The organism is Gloeothece verrucosa PCC 7822 (genome assembly GCF_000147335.1).
Classification (GTDB): Bacteria; Cyanobacteriota; Cyanobacteriia; order Cyanobacteriales; family Microcystaceae; genus Gloeothece; species Gloeothece verrucosa.
This window is the reverse complement of sequence record NC_014501.1, coordinates 1306459-1333173: the sequence shown is the minus strand read 5'-3', so window position 1 is coordinate 1333173 and position 26715 is coordinate 1306459. Positions and strand designations below refer to the sequence as shown.

The 26715-nt window shown below is 40.3% G+C and carries 26 protein-coding genes and 1 tRNA gene; 12 read left to right on the top strand and 15 right to left on the bottom strand.

All coding sequences use genetic code 11. The annotated features are described in order from the left end of the window. Positions 1-82 precede the first annotated feature (82 nt). The 4 genes from CYAN7822_RS40345 to mnmA form a co-directional block, all read right to left on the bottom strand. A complete protein-coding gene (locus CYAN7822_RS40345) occupies positions 83-244 on the bottom strand; it encodes a hypothetical protein (protein WP_342635693.1) in 162 nt (53 codons plus the stop codon). 93 nt (positions 245-337) lie between these two features. Continuing rightward, positions 338-1411, bottom strand: coding sequence for an AAA family ATPase (locus CYAN7822_RS05925; protein ID WP_013321330.1), 1074 nt, complete (start codon positions 1409-1411; stop codon positions 338-340). Positions 1412-1472: 61 nt separating this feature from the next. Continuing rightward, positions 1473-1712 (bottom strand): type II toxin-antitoxin system HicB family antitoxin, encoded by a 240-nt coding sequence (locus tag CYAN7822_RS05920; RefSeq protein WP_013321329.1) that lies wholly within the window; start codon positions 1710-1712, stop codon positions 1473-1475. A 78-nt stretch (positions 1713-1790) separates the two neighbouring features. Next, positions 1791-2852, bottom strand: coding sequence for a tRNA 2-thiouridine(34) synthase MnmA (mnmA, locus tag CYAN7822_RS05915; RefSeq protein WP_013321328.1), 1062 nt, complete (start codon positions 2850-2852; stop codon positions 1791-1793). 176 nt (positions 2853-3028) lie between these two features. Between mnmA and CYAN7822_RS05910 the strand changes: the two genes are divergently transcribed. Then, a complete protein-coding gene (locus tag CYAN7822_RS05910; protein WP_013321327.1) occupies positions 3029-3616 on the top strand; it encodes a hypothetical protein in 588 nt (195 codons plus the stop codon). A gap of 101 nt (positions 3617-3717) precedes the next feature. On the opposite strand, the gene CYAN7822_RS05905 is transcribed toward CYAN7822_RS05910, so the two are convergent. From CYAN7822_RS05905 to rpmF, 3 genes are all read right to left on the bottom strand, one after another. Then, entirely contained in the window at positions 3718-4395 is a 678-nt protein-coding gene (locus CYAN7822_RS05905; RefSeq protein ID WP_013321326.1) for a hypothetical protein, read from the bottom strand. A gap of 145 nt (positions 4396-4540) precedes the next feature. Continuing rightward, positions 4541-5137, bottom strand: coding sequence for a sulfite oxidase-like oxidoreductase (locus tag CYAN7822_RS05900; RefSeq protein ID WP_013321325.1), 597 nt, complete (start codon positions 5135-5137; stop codon positions 4541-4543). Positions 5138-5297: 160 nt separating this feature from the next. Beyond that, entirely contained in the window at positions 5298-5477 is a 180-nt protein-coding gene (rpmF, locus tag CYAN7822_RS05895; RefSeq protein ID WP_013321324.1) for a 50S ribosomal protein L32, read from the bottom strand. 215 nt (positions 5478-5692) lie between these two features. Here rpmF and CYAN7822_RS05890 point away from each other — a divergent pair, with 215 nt between their 5' ends. Next, entirely contained in the window at positions 5693-7411 is a 1719-nt protein-coding gene (locus CYAN7822_RS05890; protein WP_013321323.1) for an ABC transporter ATP-binding protein/permease, read from the top strand. 84 nt (positions 7412-7495) lie between these two features. Beyond that, on the top strand, positions 7496-9208 hold the full coding sequence (locus tag CYAN7822_RS05885) for a caspase family protein (protein WP_013321322.1): 1713 nt from the start codon (positions 7496-7498) through the stop codon (positions 9206-9208). Between the two features lie 306 nt (positions 9209-9514). On the opposite strand, the gene CYAN7822_RS05880 is transcribed toward CYAN7822_RS05885, so the two are convergent. Beyond that, positions 9515-10039: a DUF4330 domain-containing protein gene (locus tag CYAN7822_RS05880; RefSeq protein WP_013321320.1), complete on the bottom strand. Its 525-nt coding sequence runs from the start codon at positions 10037-10039 to the stop codon at positions 9515-9517. A 272-nt stretch (positions 10040-10311) separates the two neighbouring features. Here CYAN7822_RS05880 and speA point away from each other — a divergent pair, with 272 nt between their 5' ends. Then, positions 10312-12366, top strand: a complete 2055-nt coding sequence (gene speA, locus CYAN7822_RS05875) for a biosynthetic arginine decarboxylase (protein WP_013321319.1) — start codon at positions 10312-10314, stop codon at positions 12364-12366. Between the two features lie 277 nt (positions 12367-12643). Further along, positions 12644-14248, top strand: a complete 1605-nt coding sequence (locus CYAN7822_RS05870) for a B12-binding domain-containing radical SAM protein (protein WP_013321318.1) — start codon at positions 12644-12646, stop codon at positions 14246-14248. Here the strand turns inward: CYAN7822_RS05870 and CYAN7822_RS05865 are convergent. The 3 genes from CYAN7822_RS05865 to CYAN7822_RS05855 all read right to left on the bottom strand — a co-directional run bounded on the left by CYAN7822_RS05865 (position 14245) and on the right by CYAN7822_RS05855 (position 16707). Beyond that, positions 14245-15486 carry an ABC transporter ATP-binding protein gene (locus CYAN7822_RS05865; RefSeq protein ID WP_245602700.1) on the bottom strand — a complete coding sequence of 414 codons (1242 nt, stop codon included), beginning with the start codon at positions 15484-15486 and terminating at the stop codon, positions 14245-14247. The genes CYAN7822_RS05870 and CYAN7822_RS05865 overlap by 4 nt on opposite strands. A gap of 37 nt (positions 15487-15523) precedes the next feature. After that, entirely contained in the window at positions 15524-16438 is a 915-nt protein-coding gene (locus CYAN7822_RS05860; RefSeq protein ID WP_013321316.1) for an ABC transporter permease, read from the bottom strand. Between the two features lie 197 nt (positions 16439-16635). Then, a tRNA-Gln gene (locus tag CYAN7822_RS05855) sits at positions 16636-16707 on the bottom strand. A 257-nt stretch (positions 16708-16964) separates the two neighbouring features. Here CYAN7822_RS05855 and CYAN7822_RS05850 point away from each other — a divergent pair. Next, the gene (locus tag CYAN7822_RS05850) at positions 16965-17813 is read left to right on the top strand and encodes a mechanosensitive ion channel family protein (protein ID WP_013321315.1); all 849 of its coding nucleotides are present in this window, start codon (positions 16965-16967) and stop codon (positions 17811-17813) included. 187 nt (positions 17814-18000) lie between these two features. Here CYAN7822_RS05850 and CYAN7822_RS05845 read toward each other — a convergent pair whose 3' ends face one another. Further along, the gene (locus CYAN7822_RS05845) at positions 18001-18144 is read right to left on the bottom strand and encodes a high light inducible protein (RefSeq protein WP_013321314.1); all 144 of its coding nucleotides are present in this window, start codon (positions 18142-18144) and stop codon (positions 18001-18003) included. Positions 18145-18333: 189 nt separating this feature from the next. On the opposite strand from CYAN7822_RS05845, the gene bchD reads away from it, so the two are divergent. The 4 genes from bchD to CYAN7822_RS05825 all read left to right on the top strand — a co-directional run bounded on the left by bchD (position 18334) and on the right by CYAN7822_RS05825 (position 21778). Then, complete coding sequence (gene bchD, locus CYAN7822_RS05840) at positions 18334-20352, top strand: magnesium chelatase ATPase subunit D (RefSeq protein WP_013321313.1); 2019 nt, start codon at positions 18334-18336, stop codon at positions 20350-20352. A gap of 107 nt (positions 20353-20459) precedes the next feature. Then, positions 20460-20666 (top strand): hypothetical protein, encoded by a 207-nt coding sequence (locus CYAN7822_RS05835; RefSeq protein ID WP_013321312.1) that lies wholly within the window; start codon positions 20460-20462, stop codon positions 20664-20666. A 116-nt stretch (positions 20667-20782) separates the two neighbouring features. Next, positions 20783-20983 carry a hypothetical protein gene (locus tag CYAN7822_RS05830; RefSeq protein ID WP_049802503.1) on the top strand — a complete coding sequence of 67 codons (201 nt, stop codon included), beginning with the start codon at positions 20783-20785 and terminating at the stop codon, positions 20981-20983. 51 nt (positions 20984-21034) lie between these two features. After that, entirely contained in the window at positions 21035-21778 is a 744-nt protein-coding gene (locus CYAN7822_RS05825; RefSeq protein WP_013321311.1) for a hypothetical protein, read from the top strand. Here CYAN7822_RS05825 and CYAN7822_RS05820 read toward each other — a convergent pair. From CYAN7822_RS05820 to CYAN7822_RS05810, 3 genes are all read right to left on the bottom strand, one after another. Then, positions 21764-22552 (bottom strand): hypothetical protein, encoded by a 789-nt coding sequence (locus tag CYAN7822_RS05820; RefSeq protein WP_013321310.1) that lies wholly within the window; start codon positions 22550-22552, stop codon positions 21764-21766. The genes CYAN7822_RS05825 and CYAN7822_RS05820 overlap by 15 nt on opposite strands. Before the next feature lie 403 nt (positions 22553-22955). Beyond that, entirely contained in the window at positions 22956-24407 is a 1452-nt protein-coding gene (locus CYAN7822_RS05815) for an RtcB family protein (RefSeq protein WP_013321309.1), read from the bottom strand. A gap of 20 nt (positions 24408-24427) precedes the next feature. Beyond that, entirely contained in the window at positions 24428-24850 is a 423-nt protein-coding gene (locus CYAN7822_RS05810) for an archease (protein ID WP_013321308.1), read from the bottom strand. Between the two features lie 326 nt (positions 24851-25176). Here CYAN7822_RS05810 and CYAN7822_RS05805 point away from each other — a divergent pair, with 326 nt between their 5' ends. Together CYAN7822_RS05805 and CYAN7822_RS05800 are read left to right on the top strand one after the other, a co-directional pair. Continuing rightward, positions 25177-25836 (top strand): phosphoribosyltransferase, encoded by a 660-nt coding sequence (locus tag CYAN7822_RS05805; protein WP_013321307.1) that lies wholly within the window; start codon positions 25177-25179, stop codon positions 25834-25836. A gap of 194 nt (positions 25837-26030) precedes the next feature. After that, the gene (locus tag CYAN7822_RS05800) at positions 26031-26714 is read left to right on the top strand and encodes a Crp/Fnr family transcriptional regulator (RefSeq protein ID WP_013321306.1); all 684 of its coding nucleotides are present in this window, start codon (positions 26031-26033) and stop codon (positions 26712-26714) included. Position 26715 lies beyond the last annotated feature (1 nt).

Here is a 26715-nt window from a genome sequence, read left to right as displayed (position 1 = left end):
TATCCTTCAAATTGAGCTTTTTAATTTGACTAATTGAATCAACAATAGAAGCAACCCAAGAATTAGTTAAGCGTTCCTCAACTTAATTTTTAATTAAATGAATTAACAGCCTAACTAAAAATGATTCAATATTTCTAATAATTGCCTGTTTGCCCATTCCTTCCAATTCATCGACAATAGCCAAAGCATCTTGATAACGCCCGCTTAAAATACTTTCTTTTAAATCAACCAATTCCTGAATCATAATTTATACATTTTTCAAAAATTAAATATTTGTGTATTTAGCCCGCGCAGGCGGGCTTTGTTCGGTTGTCCCCAACCCTTCATGGTTAGAGTGCTATAATAAATATAAATATGGATTAATTTCCCTTAAACCTTCCTCTTTCCAATCTTCCGCTATTTCCCCATCTTCCAAACTCCATAGCTTTTCTCTACAAAGAATCTGTAACAAAAAAGGATGACATTGACTCCGTTCTAAAATCCATTCTATATCTTCTTGAGCAAAAGAAATAGGAGAACTATTGATTAATTCTAACGCTTCTGTTTCCGTCAAAGCTCCTAAAACAGTTGTATAACCAAAGATATTAAAAAAAGGCGAATCATGCCCAGTATTTTTGGATAATTCAATAGGGGACTCATGAGCCGCTAAAATAAAAGCTAACTTACCTCTAGTTTGGTTAGTTCCTAAAGAGCGTAAACTACTCCAGAAATCATCATCTAATTGGGAATATCTATCTAAAGCCGTTCCTATTTCATCCATTAAAATAATCGAAAAAGTATTTAATTTACTACTGACTATGTCCATAAATCGGTCTAAATTACAGTCTCCAGATAAAGATATTTCTAACCCCTCTAAAATATGACGTAATAAATATTCTTGACTAGCCATGCGGGAATCTTGAAAATCCACAAACACCCATTGATAATGTTCAGGATAGCGCAACCAATCCGATTTTTGAGCCGGGCGTAACAGGTTAACAGGAGTAGTTGTAATCGTTTTAAGATAGTGTAATAAAGAAGTTTTCCCACTGCGGCGCTTACCAATAATAGCCGCATTTTGTAGAGGATGACGTTTCAGAAGATTAAAAAGCCGCTTGACTTCCTTTTCTCTGCCGAAAAAATAACGAGGGTGAGTAATGGGAGTTCCTGTAATAAAAGGAGAATTTTCTAGAGAAATGTCATCAGAGATAAGCTCAGTTTTACTGATTTCTTGCCAATCTAACCCGAGTTTTTCACACAGTTCAATAAAATTCAGGTGATCTATTGGTTTACCATTGAGAAAGTTTTTAACGGTAGATAAAGAAAAGCCGGCATCATCAGCTAGTGCTTGCTGAGACGGATAACCATTTCGTTGTAGAGATGACTTAACTCGTGATATATATTCTTGAGAAACTTTAAGCGATCGCCCCATACCCCCTCAATACTGAACCTTTTAGTCACTTCTCGATAAGAAAACCCTGCTAACCGCCCCATTACACCTCCATAATTAGCGGATATTCAAACTGAGAGGGGACAGCTTGTAACTGCAAACTATCATTGAGTTCTTTTTCCAAAGCTAACAAACCTTTAGCTACATCTTCAGCAATTTCTATCGCTTCTTGTATCGTTTTTCCCTCTGCCACTAACCCTTGTAAATCATCACTGGTGGCGACAAAATACTCGGCTTCATTTTCAAAAAAACGTTCAATCTTTAATTTTATTAATGTTTTCATAGGCACAAAAGTTAAAAATAATGTTGGGTTTCGTTTCCTTCGCCGCCTCAACCCAACCTACACATATAAATTTAGCGCTTAAGAATCTGGAAATTTCTCAATAATGCCGCCGCCGAGTAGCACCTCTCCATCATAAAGCACAGCCGCTTGTCCGGGAGTTATCCCAAACTGAGGTTCATCAAACACCAATTTAACGCGATTATCGCCTAAAGGAATCACATCCACAGGAACCGCAGAACTCCGGTAACGCACTTGTACTTCAGTATGAATAGGACTAGAAGGTTCAGCAATAGAAACCCAATTCATGCGGCTAACGCTACATTCGGGTTTGCCGGCATCGGCGCGGTTTCCCACGATAACCTGATTCATCACTGGGTCTAATTTAACCACATAGAGCGGTTCAGCCGCAGCTACTCCGATGCCTTTGCGTTGACCGATAGTATAGTGATGGATACCCTTATGCTTTCCTAAGACTTTCCCTTTGAGGTCAACGATATCGCCCTCTTTTTGATGGATATATTGGTCTAAAAACGCCTGCATTGACCCATGAGCCTCAATTAAGCATAAATCTTGACTTTCGGGTTTATCGGCTGTTTTCAGTCCAAACTCATTGGCAATACGTCGGGTTTCTTCCTTGGTTTGATTTCCTAATGGAAAAATTGTACCCGCCAATAAATCTTGAGTTAGGTCATAGAGAAAGTAGGATTGATCTTTATTGCGATCAACGGCGCGTAATAATTGATAACGTTGAGTCGTTTCATCATAGCGAATTCGGGCATAATGACCGGTAGCAATACAGTCAATGCCTAACTCTTGACGCGCATAGCGTAACATGGGGCCGAATTTAACCGCCCTATTGCACTGAGAACAGGGTAAAGGGGTAATACCGGCTTCATAACCCGATACTAAATAATCTATGATATTTTCCTGAAAAACGTCGCGGCTATCGACAATATGATGAGGAATTCCCAACTGTTCACAAATAAAAGCGGCATCTACCATCCCCTCACTACAGCATTGTCCTTTCCCCTTCATTAACCAAAGGGTTAGACCAACGACTTCATATCCTTGATGATGTAGGGTAGCGGCGGCGGTAGAACTGTCAACTCCACCGGATAGGCCGACGACGACTGGGTTCATAGATTTAAAGATGAATTTGTCATAATTAATTATTCGTCTCATCAATGCTAACATTATCAACGGTATAATTGAGGCGTAGTTAAAGACCCACTAACCACTAATTTCTACTCACTCCTCACCCTTGTTGTGTATCAACTTCTAACTCATTTAAGTAGATGGTGTGAGGAATAAAAATCATGATTAAGATTCGCCTATTTTCTCTATCAGGGAAATTTTCTGGACAACTCAGTCAATTTTTGTTAATCTTTTCAGGTTTGACGGGTTGGAATATTACCTATTGTGCTATGTCCATTGCTCAAACTTCGCCTTTGCTGCTAAGTGAACTGCCGCCTCCGCCATCCATGACACCCATAGATGAGACTTCATCATCTGAACAAGGCGAGACGATAACGACAATTCCTTATTTTGAGTCTACTCCAACCCCACCGCCATCTCAATCTGTACAGCAAGAGTATAATTTTCAAGCGCCTCAACCCTATTACTCAACGCCTGCGAATGCTGGTGATAAATTAGTAGAATTTTATCGGGTTGAGGTGATGGTACAAAAAGCCATCTCCAACGATGAATCTTTATTATCACAGGTAAGACAGATAGAACCTTTTGCCTATCTTCAGACTAATAATGAAGCGATTTACGCAGGATTATTTACTGAACAAGGAGAGGCACAAAAACGAGTTCAACAGTTAATGAGTCAAGGACTTGCGGCTCAAATAGTTCCTGTTAATTATAGTGTTAGTGCTTCTTTTATTCCTGTACAGAGATAATTTTAAAGGTGGGTACTGCCCACCTTGGTTATCAACGATTAATCTGGTTTTTGAATGGAGAAAGACTAGCCCCGGCCAAGTCTCTACATTGTTTCAAAAAACTATTTTAAAACTAGCTCGGAACGCAAAGTTAAATTCAAATCTTTTTCAGGATTAATTGAAATTAATTCTAAAGTTTCTGAACTTAAAAACCAGCCGGCTAAGGCTTCTAATTCCGATGAATTGACGGTTCTTCTTCGGTGGCGGTTATAATTTTTAAAAGAGGCTATTAAGTTTTCTGCCTTATTTCCTAAAGTGGCTCCTTTTAAAATTTGTTCTGTATCCACTCCTTTAATCAGGGTTTCTATTTTAGTTATGATTTGAGAAATAGCATCTAAAGAGGTTTGTAAATGAGTTTGATTTGGGGATTTAATGAAAATTTTTTGGGAAAAAAACTGAGACCCTTTGCCGGAAGGTTTAATTTCGCCAACAATTTCACTGCCATTTGGGATAATAATTGTCCCATCTGCATAAGTGATATTAGTAGCGACCTTTAAAGTTAGAGCCATTGTATCTTCTTTTGTTAAGAGAATTTTCTCGGATTGGTCATATTTAACGGGGATTTGCGTGCCGGCTGGTAAAATGAGATTATTAGAAGTCTTAGCCAATGGTTGGGGACTAGATAAAGCTTGCGCTCGACTCGAAGCAATTGACCCAATAGAAGTAAAGGTAATGACGCTTACCCCTATGACCATGAGCGTCGAAAGTGTGATAGGAGCATTATATTTAACCTCAGACATCGCAGGGATTGTCCTTTGTGAATCTTTTAGTGCAAAGACACCTACCCCTAACAGATTGTTCCATCCTTAAAAGCCAGTCAGGACATAGGTTACAGCTATTATCAGGGGTCAGTAGTCACCGATGAAAACTGATAACGCTTAACGGTTAAAGTCCTCCATATCTTTCCTCTGTCCAAGGATCTCCGCGTCTATGATAGCCGTTTCGTTCCCAAAAGCCCGGTTCTTCAGCCGCCAGGAATTCTAACCCATTGATCCACTTGGCACTTTTCCAAGCGTAGAGATGAGGGACTACTAACCGCATGGGTCCTCCATGTTCTGCCGGCAGAGGTTCACCAAACAATTTAAAGGCGAAAAAGTTATCCTCTCGCCAAAATTCATCAAGGTCTAAATTAGTCGTGTAACCCCCATAACAATGTTGCATAACATGAGTTACCCCGGGTTCAAGTTCGATCAGCTTCATAAAATCACTGACTTTAATTCCTGTCCATTGGACATCTAATTTTGACCAACGGGTGACACAGTGGAAGTCTTGAGTGAATTCATGTTGCGGCAGATTCATAAAATCTGACCAGGTAAAAGTTTTGGGTTTAGCCATTCCCCAGACGCTAAATTGCCATTCGCTGGTGCCGATCACAGGGGTTTCACCGTAGGTAAGGACAGGAAACCCTTTAGTTAAGTATTGACCGGGGGGAACGCGATCACTTAATTCGGGGTCTGGTTTGTTAAAGAATTTCCCTAACATAGTTTTGAGAGCCGTTAGTGGAACACAACAACATAATAACAATGATGGGTTAATCCCTCCTTCGACTGGTGGAAGGATGGAAAATGGGATTAGGTGATAGGTGGGTAGGTATTGGCTATGGTTAGGCTAATACCTAGATTAGTTATAACGTATATTTTATTTATTCTTCATCGTCTTCTTCTTCTTCATCCTGTGGATAGACAAAGCTATTAGAACGTCCTGTTAGCACTGATTTACCCAGAGATAAGGCTCTTTGAGCTTGTAAAGCCGCTTGCCGTCTCCAGGTGGCGCGGCGCTGATCTCGTTTGGCTTTTGAGGTTTTCTTCTTAGGAACTGCCATAATTACTCCTTTAACTATATAAGGACAACCTTTCTATTATAGAGCTTGTCGAGGATGGGTAACCCCAATAGGCTACAAGTATAACCAAACTATGCTACCAATAGTAAGCATGAGAAAAAAGTGAAACAAAAAAGGGAAAGCTGATAGATTTACCCTTACCCTTTACTGCTAGAGCAATTTGTTGTTTTAATTGATCAAAATGGTATAACAAAACAATGAAACGATTAAATCTGAAATTTTTCAAGCGGTTTTGGGCGATCGCACAACTCTACTGGTGGAGCAATGAAAAATGGCGGGCCCTTGGTCTTCTCGCACTTCTCATCGTTTTATTAGTTATTTATACTCAATTAAATGTCACGATAAATACTCAACAGGGAGAAATTTTTTCGGCTTTAGCTGATAAAAATCTTAAGAGATTTTGGAATAGTATCTTTACTTTTCTGGGGGTCTTAATTATTTATGTTCCCTTATTTACCGGCTTTTATTATTGCCAAGACAAGCTAGGTCTTTATTGGCGACAGTGGTTAACTCATCGTTTTTTAAATGAATATTTTAGCAACAAATCTTATTATAAGATTAATTATTTCACCAGCGAAATTGACAATCCAGATCAACGAATTACTGAAGACATTAGAAGTTTTACTCTATCTTCTTTGAACTATTGTTTGTTAATTCTTCAGTCAGTTTTTACCGTTATTGCTTTTAGTGTGGTTCTTTGGAAGTTTTCCCCCTCTTTAGTTTTTTTCCTGTTAATTTATGGGGTTTTTGGGGTTTTAATCACTACGGGAATATATGGTAATAAACTGATTAAAATAAATTTTGAACAGTTAAGAAAAGAAGCTGATTTCCGTTTTGGATTAGTTCGGATTCGAGAAAATGCTGAATCCATTGCTTTTTATGGAGGAGAAGAACGAGAAATAAACCAATTAAAGGAATTATTTAAACGAGTTTTTGATAATTACAATCGCCTAATTATCTGGACAAATTTATATTTAGGAATGTTTCAAAACATTTATGAATTTATCCCTTACATTTTACCGGCGGTAATTGTTGCTCCTTCGGTTTTATCAGGACAATTTGAAGTGGGGGCAGTACGAGAAGCTCAAGGGGCATTTTTGAAGATTTTTTACTCCCTTAATATTATTGTGAGTGAGTTTCAGAATTTGACTAGCTTTGCTGCCGGAGTTGATCGTTTATACACATTTCATGAGTATCTAGAGCCAACCCCCACAGAAAAAAGACGAGAAATCATTCCTAGGCCAACCATTGATACTATAGAAGCTAATCGTTTAGGAATTGAACATTTAACTTTAGAAACCCCTAACTATCAAAGAACTCTTTTCCAAGACTTATCCATTTCTCTGCAACCTGGACAAGGGTTATTAGTGATGGGAGCAAGCGGCTGTGGAAAAAGTTCTTTATTAAGAGCCATTGCCGGACTTTGGAAATCAGGAACAGGAGCGATTTATCGTCCTAAACTTGAAGAAATTTTCTTTTTACCTCAGCGTCCTTATATGATTTTAGGGACACTGCGCGAACAACTGCTTTATCCTAATATAGACCTGGATATTAGTAACCAAAAACTGGAAGAAATCTTGCAGATGGTGAAATTAGGGGACTTAGCGGAAAGATTTGGCGGTTTTGAACTTGAAAAAGATTGGTCAGTGCTGCTTTCTTTGGGAGAACAACAACGAGTAGCTTTTGCTCGTTTGCTGATTAGTCGTCCTAAATATGCTATTTTAGACGAAGCCACCAGTGCTTTAGATATTGGCAACGAAAAAAATCTCTACGAACATCTCCTAGAAACAGAAACCACTTTTATTAGTGTTGGTCATCGTCCTAGCTTAAGTCAATACCATCAGCTAATTCTAGAGTTTTTAGAGGGGGAAAGATGGGAACTTAGGCCCTCAAACCCGGGCACTCAAATCATTTAGCAGCCGGGTTAGTTAACAGCAGAAACTAATTTAAAGATTCTCCCTTCATACAACCTAAAAATGTGTGAGGGGTGAACGGAATAGATGGAGAGTTACCAATGCCTAGTCATTGGCATTAGTCGTTATCAATTTTTCCCGCCACTAAATCACGGTGAAGGGGATGCTAAAGCGATCTATCAGTTTTTCAGACAAGAGGTAAACATTCCCGAGCGGCAACTATTGCTCCTGAGTGATACCTCTGGTACCTTTAGCGGTCTTTCCGCTTATCCCAATGGAGATAACTTATTAAACTGGTTAAAACTGAACAATATAGACAGATTAAACCCCCAAAATACCCCATTATGGTTTTTTTTCCTGGGTTATGGCTTAAATTATCAGGGAGAAGATTATCTGATGCCCATTGATGGCAACCCTCAAGATGTTGCTCATACGGGTATTCGTGTCAGCACTATCTTAGACATCTTACAGCAGCAAACAGACCGTCCTATATTAGTGATCCTCAATCTTTACCTTTCAGGTTCTCCGACAAAAGTCGGACAGCAGAGTATTAATTTAGCTAAACACAAGAAAATAGGGCTAATTTTTTCGCTACGACAGTCTTCGGAAACAACCTTAAGTCAAGGGATTTTTACCTCTGCCCTGTTAGAAGCTTTACGTTATTATCGTCGAGAGATTACCTTAAGCAAATTAGCTCAATATCTTGGAGATCGCCTACCCTCTATTAGTTTCTCTGGGGAAAAATTAGTATTAAGTCCGATCGTCATTAGTCCGAGTCTCGCTTTTAGTTCTCAATCTTTATTTGCTTCTATTCAAAGAGAAAAATTAGACATAACTCAATCGGATTTTGAGCCGTTAAAACAGTCGTCAACAAGTTCGGTTCCCCAACCTATTTCAGCGATTAATGTCTCTATTGAAGACAAGAGTGCCCCTAATTTCCCCCTACTTCCGGCTCTGGAGGTGACTCATACCATGACACAGCCTGAACCTGAAGAGACAATACCCATGACGACTTATCAATTCTTCCTGCCCTCATCTGTAAAAATTGAGCCGCCTCATGACGGAAAATGGTTGTGGTTGGGGGGAGTATTTGTGTTATTAGTTTTATTTTTGCTCATTTATGGGGCTAGATGGACCTTGCTGGCTCCTGATTCTAGTCCAGAGTTAACATCCTCGTTTCAATATTCAACCGCACAGCTTGAATCTCAACGGGAGTTGCTGAAGCAGGCTACTACTTATCTCAAGGAAAATCAAGCCTCTAGCTTTAATCGGGCAATCCAGGAAGTCGGCAAAATTCCTTTATCTTCCCCTGTTTATCAGGAAGCCCAAGAAAAAATGGCTCGTTGGAGTGAGATGATTTTAGATATTGCTCAAGGAAGGGCAAAACAAGGGAATTTTCAGGATGCCATCGCAGCCGCTAAGTTAGTTCCTCCTCAACAGAAGCAAGTTTATAACGCGGCACTCAAGGCGATCGAAACTTGGCAGGTGCAAGTCAAACAACAACAAGTTAACCAAGCCTTGATAGATGGGGCAAAAGCCTTAATTCAACCCGCGTTAGCTTCTTCTTACAATCAGGGGATTACAATTTTAAGACAAATCCGCTCCTCAGAGCCAGGTTATAAGCAAGCTCAAGAGTTAATTGAACAATGGAGTCAAAAAATTTATCGACTGGCTAATTCTCGCGCCAAACAAGGAGATTATCAAAGCGCCATCGCCACAGCTAAATTAGTGCCTGCGGGGACTTCGGCTCATCAGATGGCCAAAAATGCCCTCGCTAAATGGCAAGCTAAACTCGATTAATGTTTGAGGAAATTTTCAGGAATCACTTTCAGATTTTTTGTATTTATCTCTAGTCACAGAAGGCGGCTAGAATTTTTGGCTATTCTAGAAAAGTGGTATTGACAAATTCAGGTTTTTATGTATTCTATGACACAAGCAGATCGAGAAGTTTTAACTATTACTTTACTTGCGACGATTTTATCGGTTTTTGCTGGCTTCTGTTTAGCTTTTTAAGAGGTTCAAATTATGCTTAAAAAAAGCATTCCCAGGGCGAAGTTAAGTTATCAGGAATGCTTGTTAGGAAAAGATTGAGCTTGAATAAGCGGGTTATGTGCGGACTTGAATCACGCTGGTATTAAAGTTATAATTTTTTCCTTCTAGCTCAATCGTGGTGCCAATTTTAACTTTTTGTCCACCGACTACAGCCCCAGTATCAGTTATTTGGGCTTGACCGGCAAGCGTCATAATCAAATCTTGAGAATAGGCGGTTTCTCTTCGGGGATCTTCTAAGGCTTTAACCGTACCATCGGGTTGAGGTACAGCAATTCTTCTCGGTAAGGCATTAACGGTTTTAATGTTGAGTTGTCCGGCGGGTTGATTGCGAATAATAATATTAGTTTTCTTTTCTTCTTGAAACTGATTTAGCAAAGCCTCGGGATCTAAAACACTTAATCCTCGGACAATCACATCGACTTCAATGGGTTTTGTGGCGACTTGAGCGATAGTGCTAGTTCCTGATGTGCCAGGAACAACAAAAATCCCAATAATTACGAGGAGGATGACTAAAGCCGCACCTAAGTCAAGAATACTTAATTTACCGAATAAACGTCCTTTTGAATCTAAAATTCTCATAAATGTTTTGAGTGAGATTAAAGATATAAAACTATTTGAGATAGGTTTGATAATTCCAACAGACGAGTCAGTCGACAGTGAGTTCCAGTCCCCACGCGGCTCAGTTGCATCTGATTTCAAACCGAGTAAGTTTGTTGAAATTGTATCATAGGGTAGCGAAGCCAACTTGTGAACCCTACCGCCGAAAAAATAATGCTATGATCTGATAGGAGTTTTGTGCCCTAGGCACGGCTGAGCGTCAGACGTTATATATCAAGCAAGAGAAAAAAATTATGGGCGGACAGGCTAAAGCCAAATTAGCTCAAGAATCAGAAAACTTAAAAATTGCTCTACAAGAGAATCTAAGAGAAATTGCTAAAAGCGATCAGCAAGAAATAGCCACTGAGTGGACCATCGAAGATAGCGAGCATCTTTACCGCATTAAAGGATGGGGCGAACCCTATTTTTCCATTAATACCGTAGGCCATGTTACGGTATCCCCCGAAGGTGATCGCGGTGGTTCATTAGATTTGTATGAGTTGGTAGAATCTTTACGTCGGCGAAATATCGGACTACCTCTGCTGATTCGTTTTTCCGATATTCTCGCGGATCGCATTGAGCGGCTCAATGCCTGTTTTGCTAAGGCCATTGCTCGTTACAATTATCCGAATGTGTATCGTGGCGTTTATCCGATTAAATGTAACCAACATCGTCACATTGTCGAGTCTTTGGTACGCTACGGAAAACCTTTTCAATTCGGACTTGAAGCCGGCTCAAAACCTGAGCTAATGATCGCTTTAGCCACCCTAGAACCTGCCGAAAACCCACAGAATAATCAATCCCCTTTGCTGATCTGTAACGGCTATAAAGACCGAGAATATATCGAAACGGCTCTATTAGCAACTCGGATCGGACTTAAACCGATCATTGTCATTGAACAGTTAAAAGAAGTAGATATCGCCATAGAAATTAGTCGTCAATTTGGCATTAAACCTATTTTAGGGGTGCGGGCAAAATTAAGCAGCAAAGGCATAGGACGATGGGGTAATTCTAGCGGGGAGCGGGCTAAATTTGGTTTAACTATCCCGGAAATTCTAGCGGTAGTCCATCGTTTACAAGCATCAGAAATGCTAGATTGCTTACAATTGCTTCATTATCATGTAGGCTCTCAAATTTCCTCGATTACTGTGGTTAAAGACGCGATCCGAGAAGCGGCTCAAATTTACGGCGAGTTGGTAAATTTAGGTGCCTCGATGCAATATTTGGATGTGGGAGGCGGTTTAGGAGTAGATTATGATGGCTCAAAAACCAATTTTTACGTCTCCAAAAATTACAATATGCAGAATTATGCTAATGATATTGTCGCTGAGGTACAAGAAGCCTGTGCAGAGCGAAATATTGCCGCGCCAGTATTAATTAGTGAAAGTGGACGGGCGATCACCGCTCATCATTCGGTGTTAATTTTTGATGTTCTGGGAAGCAGTGAGGTGCCCCGCACTCCTTCGCTTCCTGGGACGGAAAAAGAACATTTAATTGTCCGCAATATTCGAGAAACTTACAATTTAATTAATGAGGAAAACTATCAAGAAACTTTTCACGATGCGATGCAATTTAAGGAAGAAGCTATTAGTTTATTTAACTTTGGCTATTTGAGCCTGAAAGAACGAGCAAAAGTTGAAGAAATTTATTGGGCTTGTTGCGGAAAAATTTCCGAAATCGTGAAAAAACAAGATTATGTGCCGGATGATTTGGAAGATTTAGAGAAAATCATGGCTTCTATTTATTATGTGAATCTTTCGGTATTCCAGTCAGCCGCCGATGCTTGGGCCATCGATCAACTCTTTCCCATTATGCCGATTCATCGCTTAACCGAAGAACCTACCCAAAAGGGAATTTTAGCCGATTTAACTTGTGATAGTGATGGCAAAATTGATAAGTTTATTGATTTGAAGGATGTCAAAGATGTGCTAGAATTGCATCCTTTAAAAGCCGAACAGTCATCGAGCAATAATGTTGACTCAAAAGATCCTTATTATCTGGGAATGTTTTTGGTAGGAGCTTATCAAGAGATTATGGGCAACTTGCACAATTTATTTGGTGACACCAATGTGGTTCATATTAAAATGAATCCGAAAGGTCATCAAATAGAATATCTAGTCAAAGGAGATACGATTACTGAAGTGTTAGGCTATGTTCAATATAATGGCGAAGATTTATTAGAAACGATTCGTCATCGGACTGAACAAGCTTTACAAGATAATCGAATTACCCTAGAGGAAGCTCAACTTTTACTGCAAGATTATGAGCGAAGTCTGAGACGCTATACTTATTTAGTAGATAGTCATTAGTCATTAGTCATTAGTCATTAGTCATTAGTCATTAGCCCTAGTCATTAGTTATTAGTGGGATTTAAAATAGGGAAACTCGAAAAACCCAAAGAAACAAAATTGATTAAGGTGCTAATAGAGCAAAATTTAGGACGACCAATGACTAGGAAATAAGCAGTAGGGAAAGGGTTAAAAAACGCTCTGACTAACAACTAACGACTAATGACTAATGACTAATGGGCGCAAGCATTGTGCCCCTACTAATGACTAACAACTAACGACTAACAACTAACGACTAATGACTATTTTTGATGAAGAACGCCTTTTATTTACGCCGGCTTCTCCCCATAGTGATGCCATCCCTGTGATTTTCGCTTTTCCTAATGAATATTCCGTAGGAATTACTAGCCTAGGATATCAAATTATTTGGGCCACCTTAGCGCTACGTTCAGATATAGAAGTGAGCCGCCTTTTTACGGATATTCAGGAATCTTTACCCAGAAATCCGGAACTGTTGGGCTTTTCCTTTTCCTGGGAATTAGACTATGTGAATATTCTCAATCTCTTGGAACTTTTAAATATTCCTATCCGTGCTGAAAAACGCTCAGAAAATCATCCTCTAGTGTTTGGTGGCGGCCCAGTATTAACCGCTAACCCAGAACCGTTTGCCCAATTTTTTGACCTCATTCTGCTCGGAGATGGAGAAAATTTACTGGATAATTTTCTCGATGCTTACAAAGAAGTTAGAAAAGCGGACCGTCAAACTCAATTACAACATTTGGCTAAAGTGCCTGGGGTTTATATTCCGAGTTTATATGAGGTCACTTACTGTAGTGCAGATGGGGAAATAAAGTCTATTGAACCTTTATTAGATATTCCTTTTCCGGTTCAAAAGCAAACCTATCGGGGCAATACTTTATCGGCCTCAACGCTGGTTACTTCCAAAGCGGCTTGGGAAAATATTTATATGGTAGAAGTGGTGCGAAGTTGTCCTGAAATGTGCCGCTTCTGTTTAGCGAGTTATCTTACTTTACCCTTTCGCACAGCCAGTTTAGAAAGTTCTTTAATTCCCGCCATAGAAAAAGGATTAAAAGTTACCGATAGACTGGGGTTACTGGGAGCATCGGTGACCCAACATCCCGAGTTTGAGGCTTTATTAGACTATTTGAATCAACCTCAATATGATCCAATTCGCTTAAGTATTGCCTCTGTTAGAACCAATACTGTCACCGAAAAATTAGCGTCAACTTTAGCTAAAAAAGATACCCGTTCGATCACCATTGCGGTAGAAAGCGGCTCAGAAAAAATCCGCAAAATGATTAATAAAAAACTGAGCAACTCCGAAATTATTCAAGCCGCCGTTAATGCTAAAGCGGGAGGGTTAAAAGGCATTAAATTTTATGGGATGGTGGGTTTACCAGGAGAGGAAGACACCGATGTAGAAGAGACGGTAAAAATGCTTTTAGACGTTAAAAAAACTGCTCCTGGATTACGATTAACCCTCGGATGCAGTACATTTGTACCTAAATCTCACACACCTTTTCAATGGTTTGGAGTTAACCGAGAAGCAAAAAAACGGTTAAAGGGGTTAGAAAAACAACTGCGCTCACAAGGAATTGAATTTCGTCCTGAAAGTTATAATTGGTCAGTCATTCAGGCGTTGATATCTAGGGGGGATCGTCGTGTATCTCAGGTATTAGAATTAACTCGAGAATATGGAGATACTGTAGGGAGTTATAAAAGAGCATTTAAAGAACTCCGAGGAAAATTACCTGATTTTGATTATTATGTCCATGATGATTGGAAAACTAATCAAGTGCTACCTTGGAGTCATATCAAAGGGCCTCTGTCTCAAGACACTTTACTCAAACATTTATGGGAAGCCACAAATCAGAATAATTAAAACAAAACTTGCCAATTTCCCTGCATTTGAATGGGAACTTGACTATAAAAACCCGCCGCCACCCTAATTTTTTTAAGATTTTGGCTTCTAATTAATATTTCTCCCAAGTTTCTATGTTGAACTTCATTAATCAGTATTTCCAAAGCATAAGATCCCGGATTAAAGTTAATCTGCCCTAAATTGACAACCACTTGCATTCTTTCTCCAGTATTAATAATTTGAAAATTATTATACAAAGAGACACACTGAGCCGCGTGTTGTAATTCTGGAGTCAAAAATCCCACAGCGATACTAACGGCTTCAATATCTGAATCTACCTCAAAATCAATACAGACTGATAACTCATCTAAATAATTGATCGAGTCAATGCCTCGTTTTCCTTGACATTCAAAGTCCACGTCATAAATAGTGGCTTTACCATTTCCCCCTATTGTTCCTTTTTCTCCTTTAAAATAAGTGTAAAAAATATCAATTCCTTTAGCAACATCTTTTCCTTGAAATTCACACTTACCTTGATTGAGAACGATAATATCAGAACAGACTCTCGACACTTGGGGGAGTTGGTGAGTTACCATCACGACGGCGGCTTTTTTAATCATTTGATAGATAGCATTAAAACACTTGGCTCGAAAACCTACGTCTCCCACTGCCAAAACTTCGTCAATAATTAAAACATCCGGTTCCATGTGGGCGGCTACAGCAAATCCCAGTCTTACCTTCATCCCTGAGCTATAGTTTTGTATGGGGGTATCAATAAATTCTTCGATCTCGGCAAACTCGATGATAGCATCTAATTTGCTGTCGATTTCAGCTATTGTCAAACCGAGAATTGTCCCGTTGGCATAAATATTTTCGCGTCCCGTTAAAATCGGATTAAACCCTGCTCCTAATTCAATTAAAGCTCCTACTCTACCGCGTACTTCTATTCTTCCGCGATCGGGCTTTATCAATCCATTAATCATTTTTAATAGGGTACTTTTTCCTGAGCCATTAGGGCCAATCAGTCCTAAACATTCTCCTCGTTTCAAGTTAAAAGACACATCACTTACAGACCAAAATTCACCGGAGCGGAGTTTATGTTCTTCCTTACTGCCTATTAATTCTAAGGCTAAATCTTGCATCCCATAATATAATGACTTTCTGAATCTTTGACAAAACTTTTTCGAAACATGATCAACTTGAATTAAAACTTCATCCGTCATGGCTACTATCTCTCCTTTATCGCCTAATTTATTCACGAAAATCTGATAATTATCTGAGGAAATTTTGGTCTTTTTAAGAAGTGGCTCTTTCGGTCAAAATTGGCATGGAAATATGATAAAATATCCAGCCAAAAATTAAACCGATAAAAGAGATAACACTGGCTATCCAAAATTCCGTAGGATGAGATAAATTTCCACTGATGACTAATTCCCGAACGGTTATTAATAAAGGAGTAACAGGATTTAATCTAACGATAATAGCCCACAGTCCGTGTTCTGGCATAGGATATAAGACGGGTGTTACGAAGATCCAGCCGCGCATGATATAGGTCATGGCTTTAGTAACATCTCCATAGAGAACAGAGATTGGCCCTAGAATTAAACCCATTGCTGTGGCAAACATCAGTAAATGAATTAAAGCGACTGGTGCTAAAATCAATGTCCAACTGACCTCAACTTTATACCAAATAAATAAAAATATAATTAAAATTAGCTGAATGCCAAAACTAAAGGCGATGTTCCCTAACTTAGCGACAATAAACGCTTCAGGAGAAACTTTAATTTTAGCTAACATAGTTCTAGCTAATTTTGTTGAGATGAGAATTCCATTGACCGAATCCGAAAAAAGCTGCCATAAACTCATGCTAAACATCACATAGACAGGATAAGGAATATCCGTGTGTCCGAGGTTAATAATTCTCGAATTCTTCAGGGCAGTTAAAGCAAGAGCGGTGATCACTGGCGGAATGAAGGCCCATAATATTCCTAGAAAAGACTGACGGTATTGGGCGCTAATATCCCGAATTAACAATTGCCAAGCTAACTCTCGGGAACTAAATAAGTCAAACCACATTTCTTGTAATAACTGGAAAGGGTGACTCAGCCGGCTTTCAGGTTCATAAACGGTTACTTTGAGTCTTTTATGAGGTCCAGAAGTGTTTTGAGGTTCTGGTTGACTTTCAAACTCTTGTGGGTTAGGAATTTTCATGGATAGTTTCTAGAATGCCTCAACTTACATAACTTTTTAGGCTCTTAATCTGAATATACCCACAACAACTGTCAGAATTTATAATGGCTAATAAATTCTTGTCAATCTATTTCCGATGCCGCTTGCCTCGCTTTTAGCCATGTTGGCCTCAAAACGTCTCTTTGCCTAGAAAGCTAAGTTTGATTGCTTGTAATAAACTGGGGTGCTAGGATTCGAACCTAGGAATGGCGGGACCAAAACCCGCTGCCTTACCGCTTGGCTACACCCCATTGATGTCGCCTTGTTTATATTAACAAACACTATCCCTATAATGTCAAGTATTTTTTGAAGATTATTTTGGAGGGGGTAGAGAGGAGAAGATAGAGAGATTTGTGAAGTAATTTAGATATTAACGGCTTTTAATCGATAATTTAGCCTAAATAAACTAAATAATTGTTTTTTTTTCCTAACTAACTCTTCTTTCCTGAGAAAGGATACAATTCAGGCCATAAACCTTTAATACACTGAGGAGTGAAAAGTCAAACTTATGGACCCATCTCAGATTAGTCAAATTAATCTAACGCCGGATACCCTGACTGAGTTTTTGAACACGGTGGTTACTGTATTAACCGCTTTTGTCTTTAAGTTAATAGGAGCTATTTTACTGTGGTTCGTAGGACGACGGTTGATCAGTTTCGGTGTTGGGATCGTTGGAAGGAGTCTCAAAAAGAACAGTCGTGTTGACTCTACTTTTATTAGCTACGTTACCTCTGTTCTAGCAGTTATCCTACAAGTTATTTTAGTGGTAGCTATTCTAGGCTTTTTTGGGGTTGAAACCGCTTCCTTTGCCGCTTTATTAGCGGGCGCAGGTGTAGCCATTGGGGCGGCTTGGAGTGGTATGCTGGCTAATTTTGCATCAGGCGTTTTCTTGATCTTTTTCCGACCTTTTAATGTGGGTGACTTTATTTGTGCTGGCGGTGTCACAGGAACCGTTGAAGAAATTGGACTGTTTGTCACCACCCTCAACACCCCAGACAATGTTAAAACTATTGTTGCTAACAGCAAAATATCTTCTGATAATATCCAAAATTTCTCAGCTAATGCCTACCGTCGGGTTGACTTAGTGGCTCAATTGCATCATGGGGTAAATCATCTAGAGGCTATGGCGAGATTGCGTGAGCAAGTTAGTCGAATTCCCAATGTTTTGATGAATCCGGCTCCAGATATAGAGATTCTAGAGTTAAATATAGCAGGGCCGATTCTTTGCGTGCGTCCTTATTGCCATAACCAAGATTATTGGCAGGTTTATTTTGACACTAATCGCGTGATTCGTGAAACCTGTGGAGAAGCGGGTTATCCGGTTCCTGAACAGCACTATGCTATTCGGCAAGCTTAATATATTCTGAACTTAGGGCGTAGCTTTGGCTATGCCCATAATAATTTTGCTATATAATAAATAGAAATATGGACGGGTTTTACTCCATCCATATCTAAATGATCAAGCTAATGAGTCAATTCAGGAGGGGCATAGCATTGCTGTGCCCTTTCGTTATGGCATTATCGGCAGTGATTAAAGGTTTCACTTACATTAACCCTAGCTGAGAGAGAATTCCTTTACCGGTTAATAACTCGGTTAGGATTCCGATCACGAAGCCTAGCATAGCAAGGCGACCATTCCAGTTTTCAGCGAAGCTGGTGAAACCGAATTTGTTTTCTTGCTTTTCCATAGTAGGATCTCCTTATTAGTTGATGTGATTTTAGTCAAGCTATTGATAATAAATGTAACTTAAATTTTCGCAGGAAGCAATATTTCTTTATATTTTAACCGAGCTTTGGGCAAGGCATAAAAACAGAAGGCCCCAATGTGTTCTAAACTGGAAGGGGCGCAATTACACGAGTAAACCCAATCTTGACTTATGCCTTCCCTTACTCCCACCCTAGCTAAAATCAATTTTCCGCTCACGGCTGTTGTCGGACAAGAAGCGATCAAACTTGCTTTGCTGTTAACAGGGGTTGACCCAGGACTAGGAGGAGTGGTGATCGCGGGTCGTCGGGGCACAGCCAAATCAGTAATGGCGCGGGCAATTCATTCTTTATTGCCGCCGATTGAAATTATTAAAGATAACCCCTTTAACTGTGACCCCACTAAGCCGGATGAGTGGGATGATCACACCCAAGAGCAATACAGTAATACTGATATTCCTGAGCTACCTAAAGAAATTATAGCCGCTCCGTTTATTCAAATTCCCATTGGAGTGACCGAAGACCGCTTATTAGGTTCGGTGGATGTAGAAGAGTCTGTCAAACGAGGTGAGGCAGTTTTTCAGCCTGGACTCTTGGCATCCGCGCACCGAGGGGTACTATATATAGATGAAATCAATCTCCTCGATGATCAAATTGCTAACCAACTGCTAACAGTTTTAAGCGAAGGCAGAAACACCATAGAACGAGAAGGACTCAGTTTTCAGCATCCCTGTAAACCTCTGCTGATCGCCACTTATAACCCCGAAGAAGGACCCTTAAGAGAACATTTATTAGATAGAATTGCCATCGCGTTATCGGCAGATGGGGTATTAGCCTTAGATCAGCGCTTACAGGCAGTGGATCGGGCGATAGGATTCTCTAACTCACCTCAAGCCTTTATTGAGCAGTATAACGAAGAAATAGACGACCTGAGAACCCAAATTATTTTGGCGCGGGAATGGCTTAAAGAGGTGACCATTACCCACGATCAGATCGCCTATTTAGTGGAAGAAGCCATCAGAGGGGGAGTACAGGGACATCGGGCCGAAATTTTTGCGGTGCGGGTAGCCAAAGCATCAGCCGCCCTAGATGGACGTAATACCGTAAGCGCAGAAGACCTAAGACGGGCAGTAGAATTAGTGATTATTCCCCGTTCTATCATTACCGAAAGACCCCCAGAACAACAACAAACCCCGCCCCCGCCGCCGCCGCCCGAACCCCCTCAAGATGAGTCTCAACAAGACCAAGACGAACCCGAAGACGAGAATAAAGAAGAACCCGAACAAGAACCGGATGGGATTCCGGATGAATTTATCTTTGATGTCGAAGGGGTTTTATTAGACCCGAGTGTTCTTTATTTTACTCAGATGGCCCAAAGACAGGGGAAATCCGGCAGCCGCAGCTTAATTTTTTCTGAAGATCGGGGACGTTATGTTAAACCTATGTTACCTAAAGGCAAGGTAAGACGGATTGCCGTTGATGCTACTCTACGCGCGGCAGCGCCTTATCAAAAAGCCAGACGGTTGCGTCATCCAGAACGAAACGTTATTGTCGAACAAGGAGATATCCGTTCTAAACGCTTAGCCAGAAAAGCCGGGGCCTTAATTGTGTTTGTGGTGGATGCCTCTGGATCAATGGCCTTAAACCGTATGCAGTCAGCTAAAGGTGCCGTGATGCGATTATTAACAGAAGCCTATGAAAACCGCGATCAGGTGGCTTTAATTCCCTTCCGAGGAGAAAAAGCTGATGTTTTATTACCTCCGACAAGATCCATTGCCTTAGCCAAGAGACGCTTAGAAAGTTTACCCTGTGGCGGCGGTTCTCCTTTATCTCATGGGTTAACTCAGGCGGTTCATGTGGGAATGAATGCTAAGATGTCTGGGGATATTGGTCAAGTGGTGATTGTGGCCATTACTGATGGACGGGGTAATATTCCTCTAGCGAAGTCTTTGGGTGAACCCCCCGCAGAAGGGGAAAAGCCAGATATTAAAGCAGAGTTGTTAGAAATTGCCGCAAAAATTCGCGGCTTGGGGATGAAGTTATTGGTGATTGATACAGAGAAAAAGTTTGTCTCTACTGGGTTTGCTAAGGAGTTAGCGGCTAAAGCTGGCGGGAAATATTATCATTTACCGAGGGCGACGGATCAAGCAATTGCTTCGATGGCGAAAGGAGCGATCGCGGATATGAGGTAATTAGATGCTCAGGGGCTAGAAGTTAAATAGTTTTAGACTTATTCTCCTGACTTTTGAGGCGGCTGATTTATGAACTACTTTGAAATAGAGTTCATAATTAATCTGTTATGAGAAATTTTAAAGAAAATCTTCGTTTAGATGCCGAATCACTCCGAAAACAATATATCAATAAACCGTTTCCTAAAGGGAATGTTACAGTCATTGAGCTTCATTTAAAAGATGGCACAGCTTTTGGAATAGGGGCAATCTCTAAGAAAAAAAGTCCGGTAGATATCCCTAAAGCGAAGTCTGAGAGGAAGTTTATAAATGGTTAGATAAATATTTAGAAAATAAAATCCAGTTTTCAGAAATTCCTATTAAGGAAATATTTCCTAGTATTTCTGTAGGCTGTCAGGCGATAGATGAAGCTTTAGATGTTTTTCGTAATCTCTTGCGGGTAATTGATCCTTTACAAGCAAAAGAGGCTATTTTAGAAATTATAGATGATTGTTTAGAAGGTTATGCTATTTTTCCGGGTTCTCAAGGAAGACGAGAGCTTTTTAACTGGTGGTTATTAGAAGTTGTTCCGGCGGCTTGGTGTTTAAAGTTACCTCAGCATCTTTATACTATTAAAGGATTATCTCAATTTTAGCCCTCTTTTGCTATTTCTGAACTCATATAAGTTTTTAAGAGCTTGAGCAACGTGCAATACACCCCAAATGTTAGTTTAGTGGCTTTTTACGGAAGCAAGCCGCCTCCTTTTCGGAACTTAATTCAACAGTTACAAAATTATCTTGTAGAAGAACTGGAAGAACAATTTCAACCTTATGTACTTGAACAAATTCATGGTACGATGATCGGATATGAAGGAGTAAAGACAGACAAAGGAATTTTAAGTCAATGGTTTTGGGAACACCGAAATGAGGAGAGATATATTAATTTATCAGCATCCATTGATTATATTCGCCATACTCAGCTACTCCCTTTAAATATTCGTTTGGGGGGCTATCATCCTAATATTAATTATGGCTCTAAAAATATTGATCCATCTTTGTTTGAGCGGTCATTCCAGTTTATCAATAATTTCGCGGTTTTAAGAGGATGGCCGTTTGGAGAACAGCAAATATTATCAAATCTTAATCAATTACGCCTAGAATTTCAACGATTTAACTTACTGCATAAATATCATCCGAAAGCTGACTCACTAGACAATGATTTTTATATCCGTCTTGGCGTTTTAAAAGTCAAACCTTCGGATGAAAAAATAAAACTGATAGAAAATAGAATCCGCAACTGCTTAAAAGCGAGTTGTCTGGTTGATATATTGGTTGACCTTGAAAATCTTAGCTTTGTGGGTTATCAAGATACCTCTCTTCCCGTAACCACCACTAAAGTTATTCCTTTAAAAGCGGCTACTGTTGCTCAGATAGAGTTACTTTACGCCTGAATCTTTATGGTCTTGAAAAGCTTCTCTGAGAGAGTTCCATAATTCCCGTAAAAGCTGTTTAACTTGTCGTTCTTTTTTGGCTAATGCCGTCCCCGTTTCTCCGAGTTTAGTTTCAAATTCTTGATGCTTAGTTCCTATTTTCTTAGAGAAATTTTCGGGGTCTTTTTGAGCGCGATCATACCAAGTTTTCGCTTCATCTAAATAGCGTTTAACTTCATCAAATTCTTGCCCATAGCGGCTGGCTAAATTCGCTTGGATGACGGCGAGTTGTGCTTTCAGTTGAGCATAGCGTTTTTGTAAAAGACCGACCTCTTCACTATCTTTTAAGTTATTAATTGCCACATTAATCGCTTTTTTAACATTTTCTGAGCGATCTTTGACAGTATTTTTAATTTCAACCAAAGCGGAATCAATTTGATTTTCTAAAGCTTCTTCGTCAGATTCAACTTGATTTTGAAGTCGTTGAATTTCCGCTTGATTTTGAGAGATAGCTTGACGTTTTGAGGAACTAATGCCCTCAATAATGCCTTCTAGACAAGCGGTTAGTTCTTCTTCTCCTTCTTTTCCTTTTTCTAGAAAAGTATCAAGAGTAGCGGCAATAGACTCTTTAATAATAGAGTGTAGTTTTTCTGGGTCTTGTTCGGCTTCGGTGGCGGCTTGAGTGATGGTTTCCTTGAGGATTGCTCTAATATTATCACTATCTTGATTTTCGGTATTTTGTGCCTGTTGTAAAGCGTTAGTTAGTCTCTCTTTAATAGGGATAGATGCTACCATTTTTAGTCTCCTTAAATTGAAACTGAATCCTAAATATTTAATAGTTAATTTGATCGTAACTTGGTTAAAAAACAGATTAATTCGGTTTAGCGAACTTAGGGGATGTTGATTACCGATCTCAGAATTTTTAACGTAATGTTTACTACTATCTTTCTTAATGGTATTACCCCTATAGAGTGATCGACATCTCTCAAAAGTAAAGTGATGAGGTTAGATAAGGAAGTATGCTAAATTAAATGTACAGACGAACTTGCCAGTTTTACCTCAAATGTTTCCTCTTCAAACGTTTCTGTGATAATCAAAAATAAAATAATCCCCACAGAAAACCTCTTAGCATTCTCCTTTGGGTCCTTTGCGCGAAATAAAACATTATTATGGTGGGCAATGCCCACCTGATCTTTATTTATCCCTTAACCACCGCCACCGGACGTAGACGCGCAACCTTATGGGCAATACCCGCCTGACTGACAGTTTCCACCACACGGTTAACATCCTTATAAGCTTGCGGCGCTTCTTCAGCGAGTCCCGGCAGAGAACCGGCGCGGACATTGATCCCCTCTTTTTCCAACTCTCCTCTAAGGCGTTCGCCGCGAATTTCCTTTTTGGCCTTACTGCGACTCATCACCCGTCCGGCCCCATGACAACTCGAACCAAAAGACAAAGCATCATTCGCCTCAGTTCCCAACAGTATCCAGCTTTCGGTACCCATCGAACCCGGCACCAACACCGGCTGACCAATTTCTTGATATTCTGGGGGTAACCCTTCAAACCCAGGACCAAAAGCCCGAGTCGCGCCCTTGCGGTGGACACAGACGGTCATCTCTTCCCCATTAATATTATGTTGCTCAATCTTGGCCATATTATGGGCAATATCATACACCTGACGTAGGGCATGATTACCCGTTTGAGAACCAAACACCTCCTCAAAACTTTGCCGCGCGTGATAGGCCAAGGTTTGACGGTTAGCAAAAGCAAAATTCGCCGCCGCTTTCATCGCCCCTAAATAAGCTTGACCTTCTTTAGAACTAATTGGGGCACAAACTAACTCTCGGTCTGGTAATTGAATGCCATAATTAATCACAGCCAGTTGAAAATCTTGTACATAGTCAGTACAAATTTGATGCCCAAACCCTCTTGAACCGCAGTGAATTTGAATGGCGAGGCAACCCTCATAAAGCCCCATAATATCAGCCGCATCCTGATCGAAAATTTCTTCGATCACATCCACCTCTAAAAAGTGGTTTCCTGCCCCTAGAGTCCCCAGTTGCCCTCTACCGCGATCTTTTGCCCGCTTACTGACACTATTGGGGTCTGCCCCTTCCAAGCAACCAAATTCTTCTGTACGCTGTAAGTCTTCTTCGGTGGCGTAACCTTTTTCGAGTGCCCATTTTGCCCCTTGACGGCACATTTTATCTAATTCCTCGGCAGATAGGGGAACGCTGCCTTTACCGCCTACGCCGCTAGGACAGTTACGATAGAGGGCAGTGGCTAACTCTGGTAGATGACGTTTAGCGCTTTTGTAGTCTATTCCGGAGGCTAACACTCTCACGCCGCAGTTAATATCATATCCCACTGCCCCCGGCGAAATAATCCCATCGGGAACTCGCGCCGCCATCACGCCGCCAATAGGCATCCCATAGCCTTGATGAACATCGGGCATAATGGCCACATGGCCGGCTAAACCGGGTAAACAGGCCACATTAACCGCTTGAGTAACTGATAAATCTTTTAGGGCTTCTTCTAACAGTTCCTCATCGGCAAAAATCCAAACCGGAACCGTCATTTGCGGTTTAAAAGAGGTGGAAATTTCCCAGATATAATTATTGATTTTCCGACAGTCTTGTTTAGTAATCATGGGTTTGCTTTTTTGACATTTTAAACATCTAATACAAGGGTGACTTCTAACCCCTCCTCGGTGGGTTTAATAGCAATGTTGTGATAGGTAGCCGCTTTAATATCTTTAATCCATTCTTGAACGGGTTTTAAACTTAATTTAGCTTCCATCCTTGTGGGTTCAAAAAGCAGAATATTTAAAGTCTCAACGGCTAAATTTTCCTGGTCATGGAGGTGCAATAATTCATTTAAAGTCGCTACTAATAGACTTTCTGCATCTATTCCCCTCACTTCTATTTCTCGCTCAATGCTTTCCCCCTCACCGAGTTTAGCTCCGGCTAAGTAATATAATCCTTGAGCGGCTCTAATAAATAACTCTTCTAAATTGCTTCCCCAAACTCGATAAGCCCAATCAGCCGTATGTTCAATTTCTTCAAATCCTAATATTTCTCTTGTTTCCGGCATAATTTTTTTATAAACTCTTTTTCTATAAATTTTATTTAAAGGGATTTTAACGGGATTTTACCATCAATCCTTGATCATATTTTAGCGGCTTATCCCTGACTTTTTCGCCCTGCTATATATTTTAACATTGATATTCAAAAGAAGTTGTTAAGCTATAGATAGAGAAAAGCCCTAACTCGCTGTTGCTCTTTCAATCAGGACTAGACCATTAGATGATCTCATCAATATATTTTCAAACAAATTATTTACCCATTGTCTAGGAGCATACTTTGAGCCGCCCTTAACTTTCCCCATAACAATATAGTTAGCACAAGGGACCTACCATTATGACTGAAATTTTAGAAAATCGAACCCACGCGGGTCAATTATTGACCATCCCCTTAGCTGAATATGCCAACCGTTCAGATGTATTAGTTTTAGCCCTTCCCCGAGGCGGGGTGCCGGTGGCTTTTGAAATTGCCAAAAAACTGCATTTACCGCTAGATGTGTGCTTAGTGCGAAAACTGGGCGTTCCGGGGCGAAAAGAGTTAGCGATGGGAGCCATCGGTGCAGGAGGCGTTAGAGTGATTAATCAGGAGATTGTAGGCTGGTTAAATATCAGCGATGAGATTATCGAACAAGTGGCAGACAGCGAACAAATAGAGTTAGAAAGACGAGACCGCCTTTATCGGGAAAATCGGCCTTTTCCAGATTTAGAGAAGCAAACGATTATTCTAGTAGATGATGGAATTGCCACCGGTTCAACGGTCCGCGCGGCTATTGCTACCCTAAAACAACATCATCCTAGCAAAATCATCATCGCGGTTCCGGTTGCTCCCCCGGAAACCTGTCAAGAGTTAAACTCTGAAGTGGATCAAGTGATCTGTTGGCAACAACCAGAACCCTTACATTCTATAAGCCTTTGGTATCAAGATTTTTCCCAAACCAGTGACGACGAAGTGCGTAACTTACTAACCTTAGCTAACCAAGACCTAACACCGGTTTAGAGAGGTAGTTGGGTTGACAAGAGTTGATAAATTTGAGCAAAAATTCGCGGGTGTGCTGTAATTTAAGAATAAGCTTTTAACTATTGGGGAGTACAATAATGGTATCAGCTAACCCCTTATTCCCGAATTCTGGACTGTTCTCCCCATAGAATAGACCTAGTAGAAGCCTATATCTTCATCTTGACAGACCTTTAATGGAAACAAACGCTTTTAGCGAGATTTTCCCTCTATTTGACTTTGCCAGTGCTGACACCCTTGAGTGGCTACTATCGGTGGTAGAAGAACAGGACTATCCCAAAGATACTGTCTTAATTACCGAGGATAATTGGGGCAAAGCGGTTTTTTTCGTGGTATCGGGTTGGATCAAAATCCGCTATAGTTCCCGAGAACAGCAAGTCACATTAGATATTTTAAGTCGAGGGGATTGCTTCGGAGAAATGGCCGTTTTGGATGAAGCGCCGCGTTTAACCGAGGTTGTGGCCCTATCTGATGTAGAACTCGTGTCTATATCAGCCCAACGTTTTATCCAAATGTTGTATAAAGAACCCCAACTGCATCATCGGATGCTACAACTTACCGTTAAACGAGTCCGTCAGTCTTATCGCCGCTTTCTGTTATCTCAATACTCAGCCAAAGTCAGACTCGTCAAAACCTTGATCGCCTTAGCCGAAAATTATGGTCAGTCCACCGAAAGAGGCACAGAAATATTATATATTCCTGACTCAGACTTAGCGGACCTGGCTGGTATTAATGAAGAAGAAACAGGTAAAATACTAGAAAGCATTCACCATAAAGGATGGATTGAAATCGATAAATCTCATCAAACTTTAGCCCTCAGTAACCTTAAACAGCTAAATCATCTGGTTAAACAACTCTAAT

Excerpts from the sequence above, each read along its gene's own strand:
- CYAN7822_RS40345 (WP_342635693.1), bottom strand. The coding sequence starts at position 244 with ATGATTCAGGAATTGGTTGATTTAAAAGAAAGTATTTTAAGCGGGCGT.
- CYAN7822_RS05925 (WP_013321330.1), bottom strand. The coding sequence starts at position 1,411 with ATGGGGCGATCGCTTAAAGTTTCTCAAGAATATATATCACGAGTTAAG.
- CYAN7822_RS05920 (WP_013321329.1), bottom strand. The coding sequence starts at position 1,712 with ATGAAAACATTAATAAAATTAAAGATTGAACGTTTTTTTGAAAATGAA.
- mnmA (WP_013321328.1), bottom strand. The coding sequence starts at position 2,852 with ATGAACCCAGTCGTCGTCGGCCTATCCGGTGGAGTTGACAGTTCTACC.
- CYAN7822_RS05910 (WP_013321327.1), top strand. The coding sequence starts at position 3,029 with ATGATTAAGATTCGCCTATTTTCTCTATCAGGGAAATTTTCTGGACAA.
- CYAN7822_RS05905 (WP_013321326.1), bottom strand. The coding sequence starts at position 4,395 with ATGTCTGAGGTTAAATATAATGCTCCTATCACACTTTCGACGCTCATG.
- CYAN7822_RS05900 (WP_013321325.1), bottom strand. The coding sequence starts at position 5,137 with ATGTTAGGGAAATTCTTTAACAAACCAGACCCCGAATTAAGTGATCGC.
- rpmF (WP_013321324.1), bottom strand. The coding sequence starts at position 5,477 with ATGGCAGTTCCTAAGAAGAAAACCTCAAAAGCCAAACGAGATCAGCGC.
- CYAN7822_RS05890 (WP_013321323.1), top strand. The coding sequence starts at position 5,693 with ATGAAACGATTAAATCTGAAATTTTTCAAGCGGTTTTGGGCGATCGCA.
- CYAN7822_RS05885 (WP_013321322.1), top strand. The coding sequence starts at position 7,496 with ATGGAGAGTTACCAATGCCTAGTCATTGGCATTAGTCGTTATCAATTT.
- CYAN7822_RS05880 (WP_013321320.1), bottom strand. The coding sequence starts at position 10,039 with ATGAGAATTTTAGATTCAAAAGGACGTTTATTCGGTAAATTAAGTATT.
- speA (WP_013321319.1), top strand. The coding sequence starts at position 10,312 with ATGGGCGGACAGGCTAAAGCCAAATTAGCTCAAGAATCAGAAAACTTA.
- CYAN7822_RS05870 (WP_013321318.1), top strand. The coding sequence starts at position 12,644 with ATGACTATTTTTGATGAAGAACGCCTTTTATTTACGCCGGCTTCTCCC.
- CYAN7822_RS05860 (WP_013321316.1), bottom strand. The coding sequence starts at position 16,438 with ATGAAAATTCCTAACCCACAAGAGTTTGAAAGTCAACCAGAACCTCAA.
- CYAN7822_RS05850 (WP_013321315.1), top strand. The coding sequence starts at position 16,965 with ATGGACCCATCTCAGATTAGTCAAATTAATCTAACGCCGGATACCCTG.
- CYAN7822_RS05845 (WP_013321314.1), bottom strand. The coding sequence starts at position 18,144 with ATGGAAAAGCAAGAAAACAAATTCGGTTTCACCAGCTTCGCTGAAAAC.
- bchD (WP_013321313.1), top strand. The coding sequence starts at position 18,334 with ATGCCTTCCCTTACTCCCACCCTAGCTAAAATCAATTTTCCGCTCACG.
- CYAN7822_RS05835 (WP_013321312.1), top strand. The coding sequence starts at position 20,460 with ATGAGAAATTTTAAAGAAAATCTTCGTTTAGATGCCGAATCACTCCGA.
- CYAN7822_RS05820 (WP_013321310.1), bottom strand. The coding sequence starts at position 22,552 with ATGGTAGCATCTATCCCTATTAAAGAGAGACTAACTAACGCTTTACAA.
- CYAN7822_RS05815 (WP_013321309.1), bottom strand. The coding sequence starts at position 24,407 with ATGATTACTAAACAAGACTGTCGGAAAATCAATAATTATATCTGGGAA.
- CYAN7822_RS05810 (WP_013321308.1), bottom strand. The coding sequence starts at position 24,850 with ATGCCGGAAACAAGAGAAATATTAGGATTTGAAGAAATTGAACATACG.
- CYAN7822_RS05805 (WP_013321307.1), top strand. The coding sequence starts at position 25,177 with ATGACTGAAATTTTAGAAAATCGAACCCACGCGGGTCAATTATTGACC.
- CYAN7822_RS05800 (WP_013321306.1), top strand. The coding sequence starts at position 26,031 with ATGGAAACAAACGCTTTTAGCGAGATTTTCCCTCTATTTGACTTTGCC.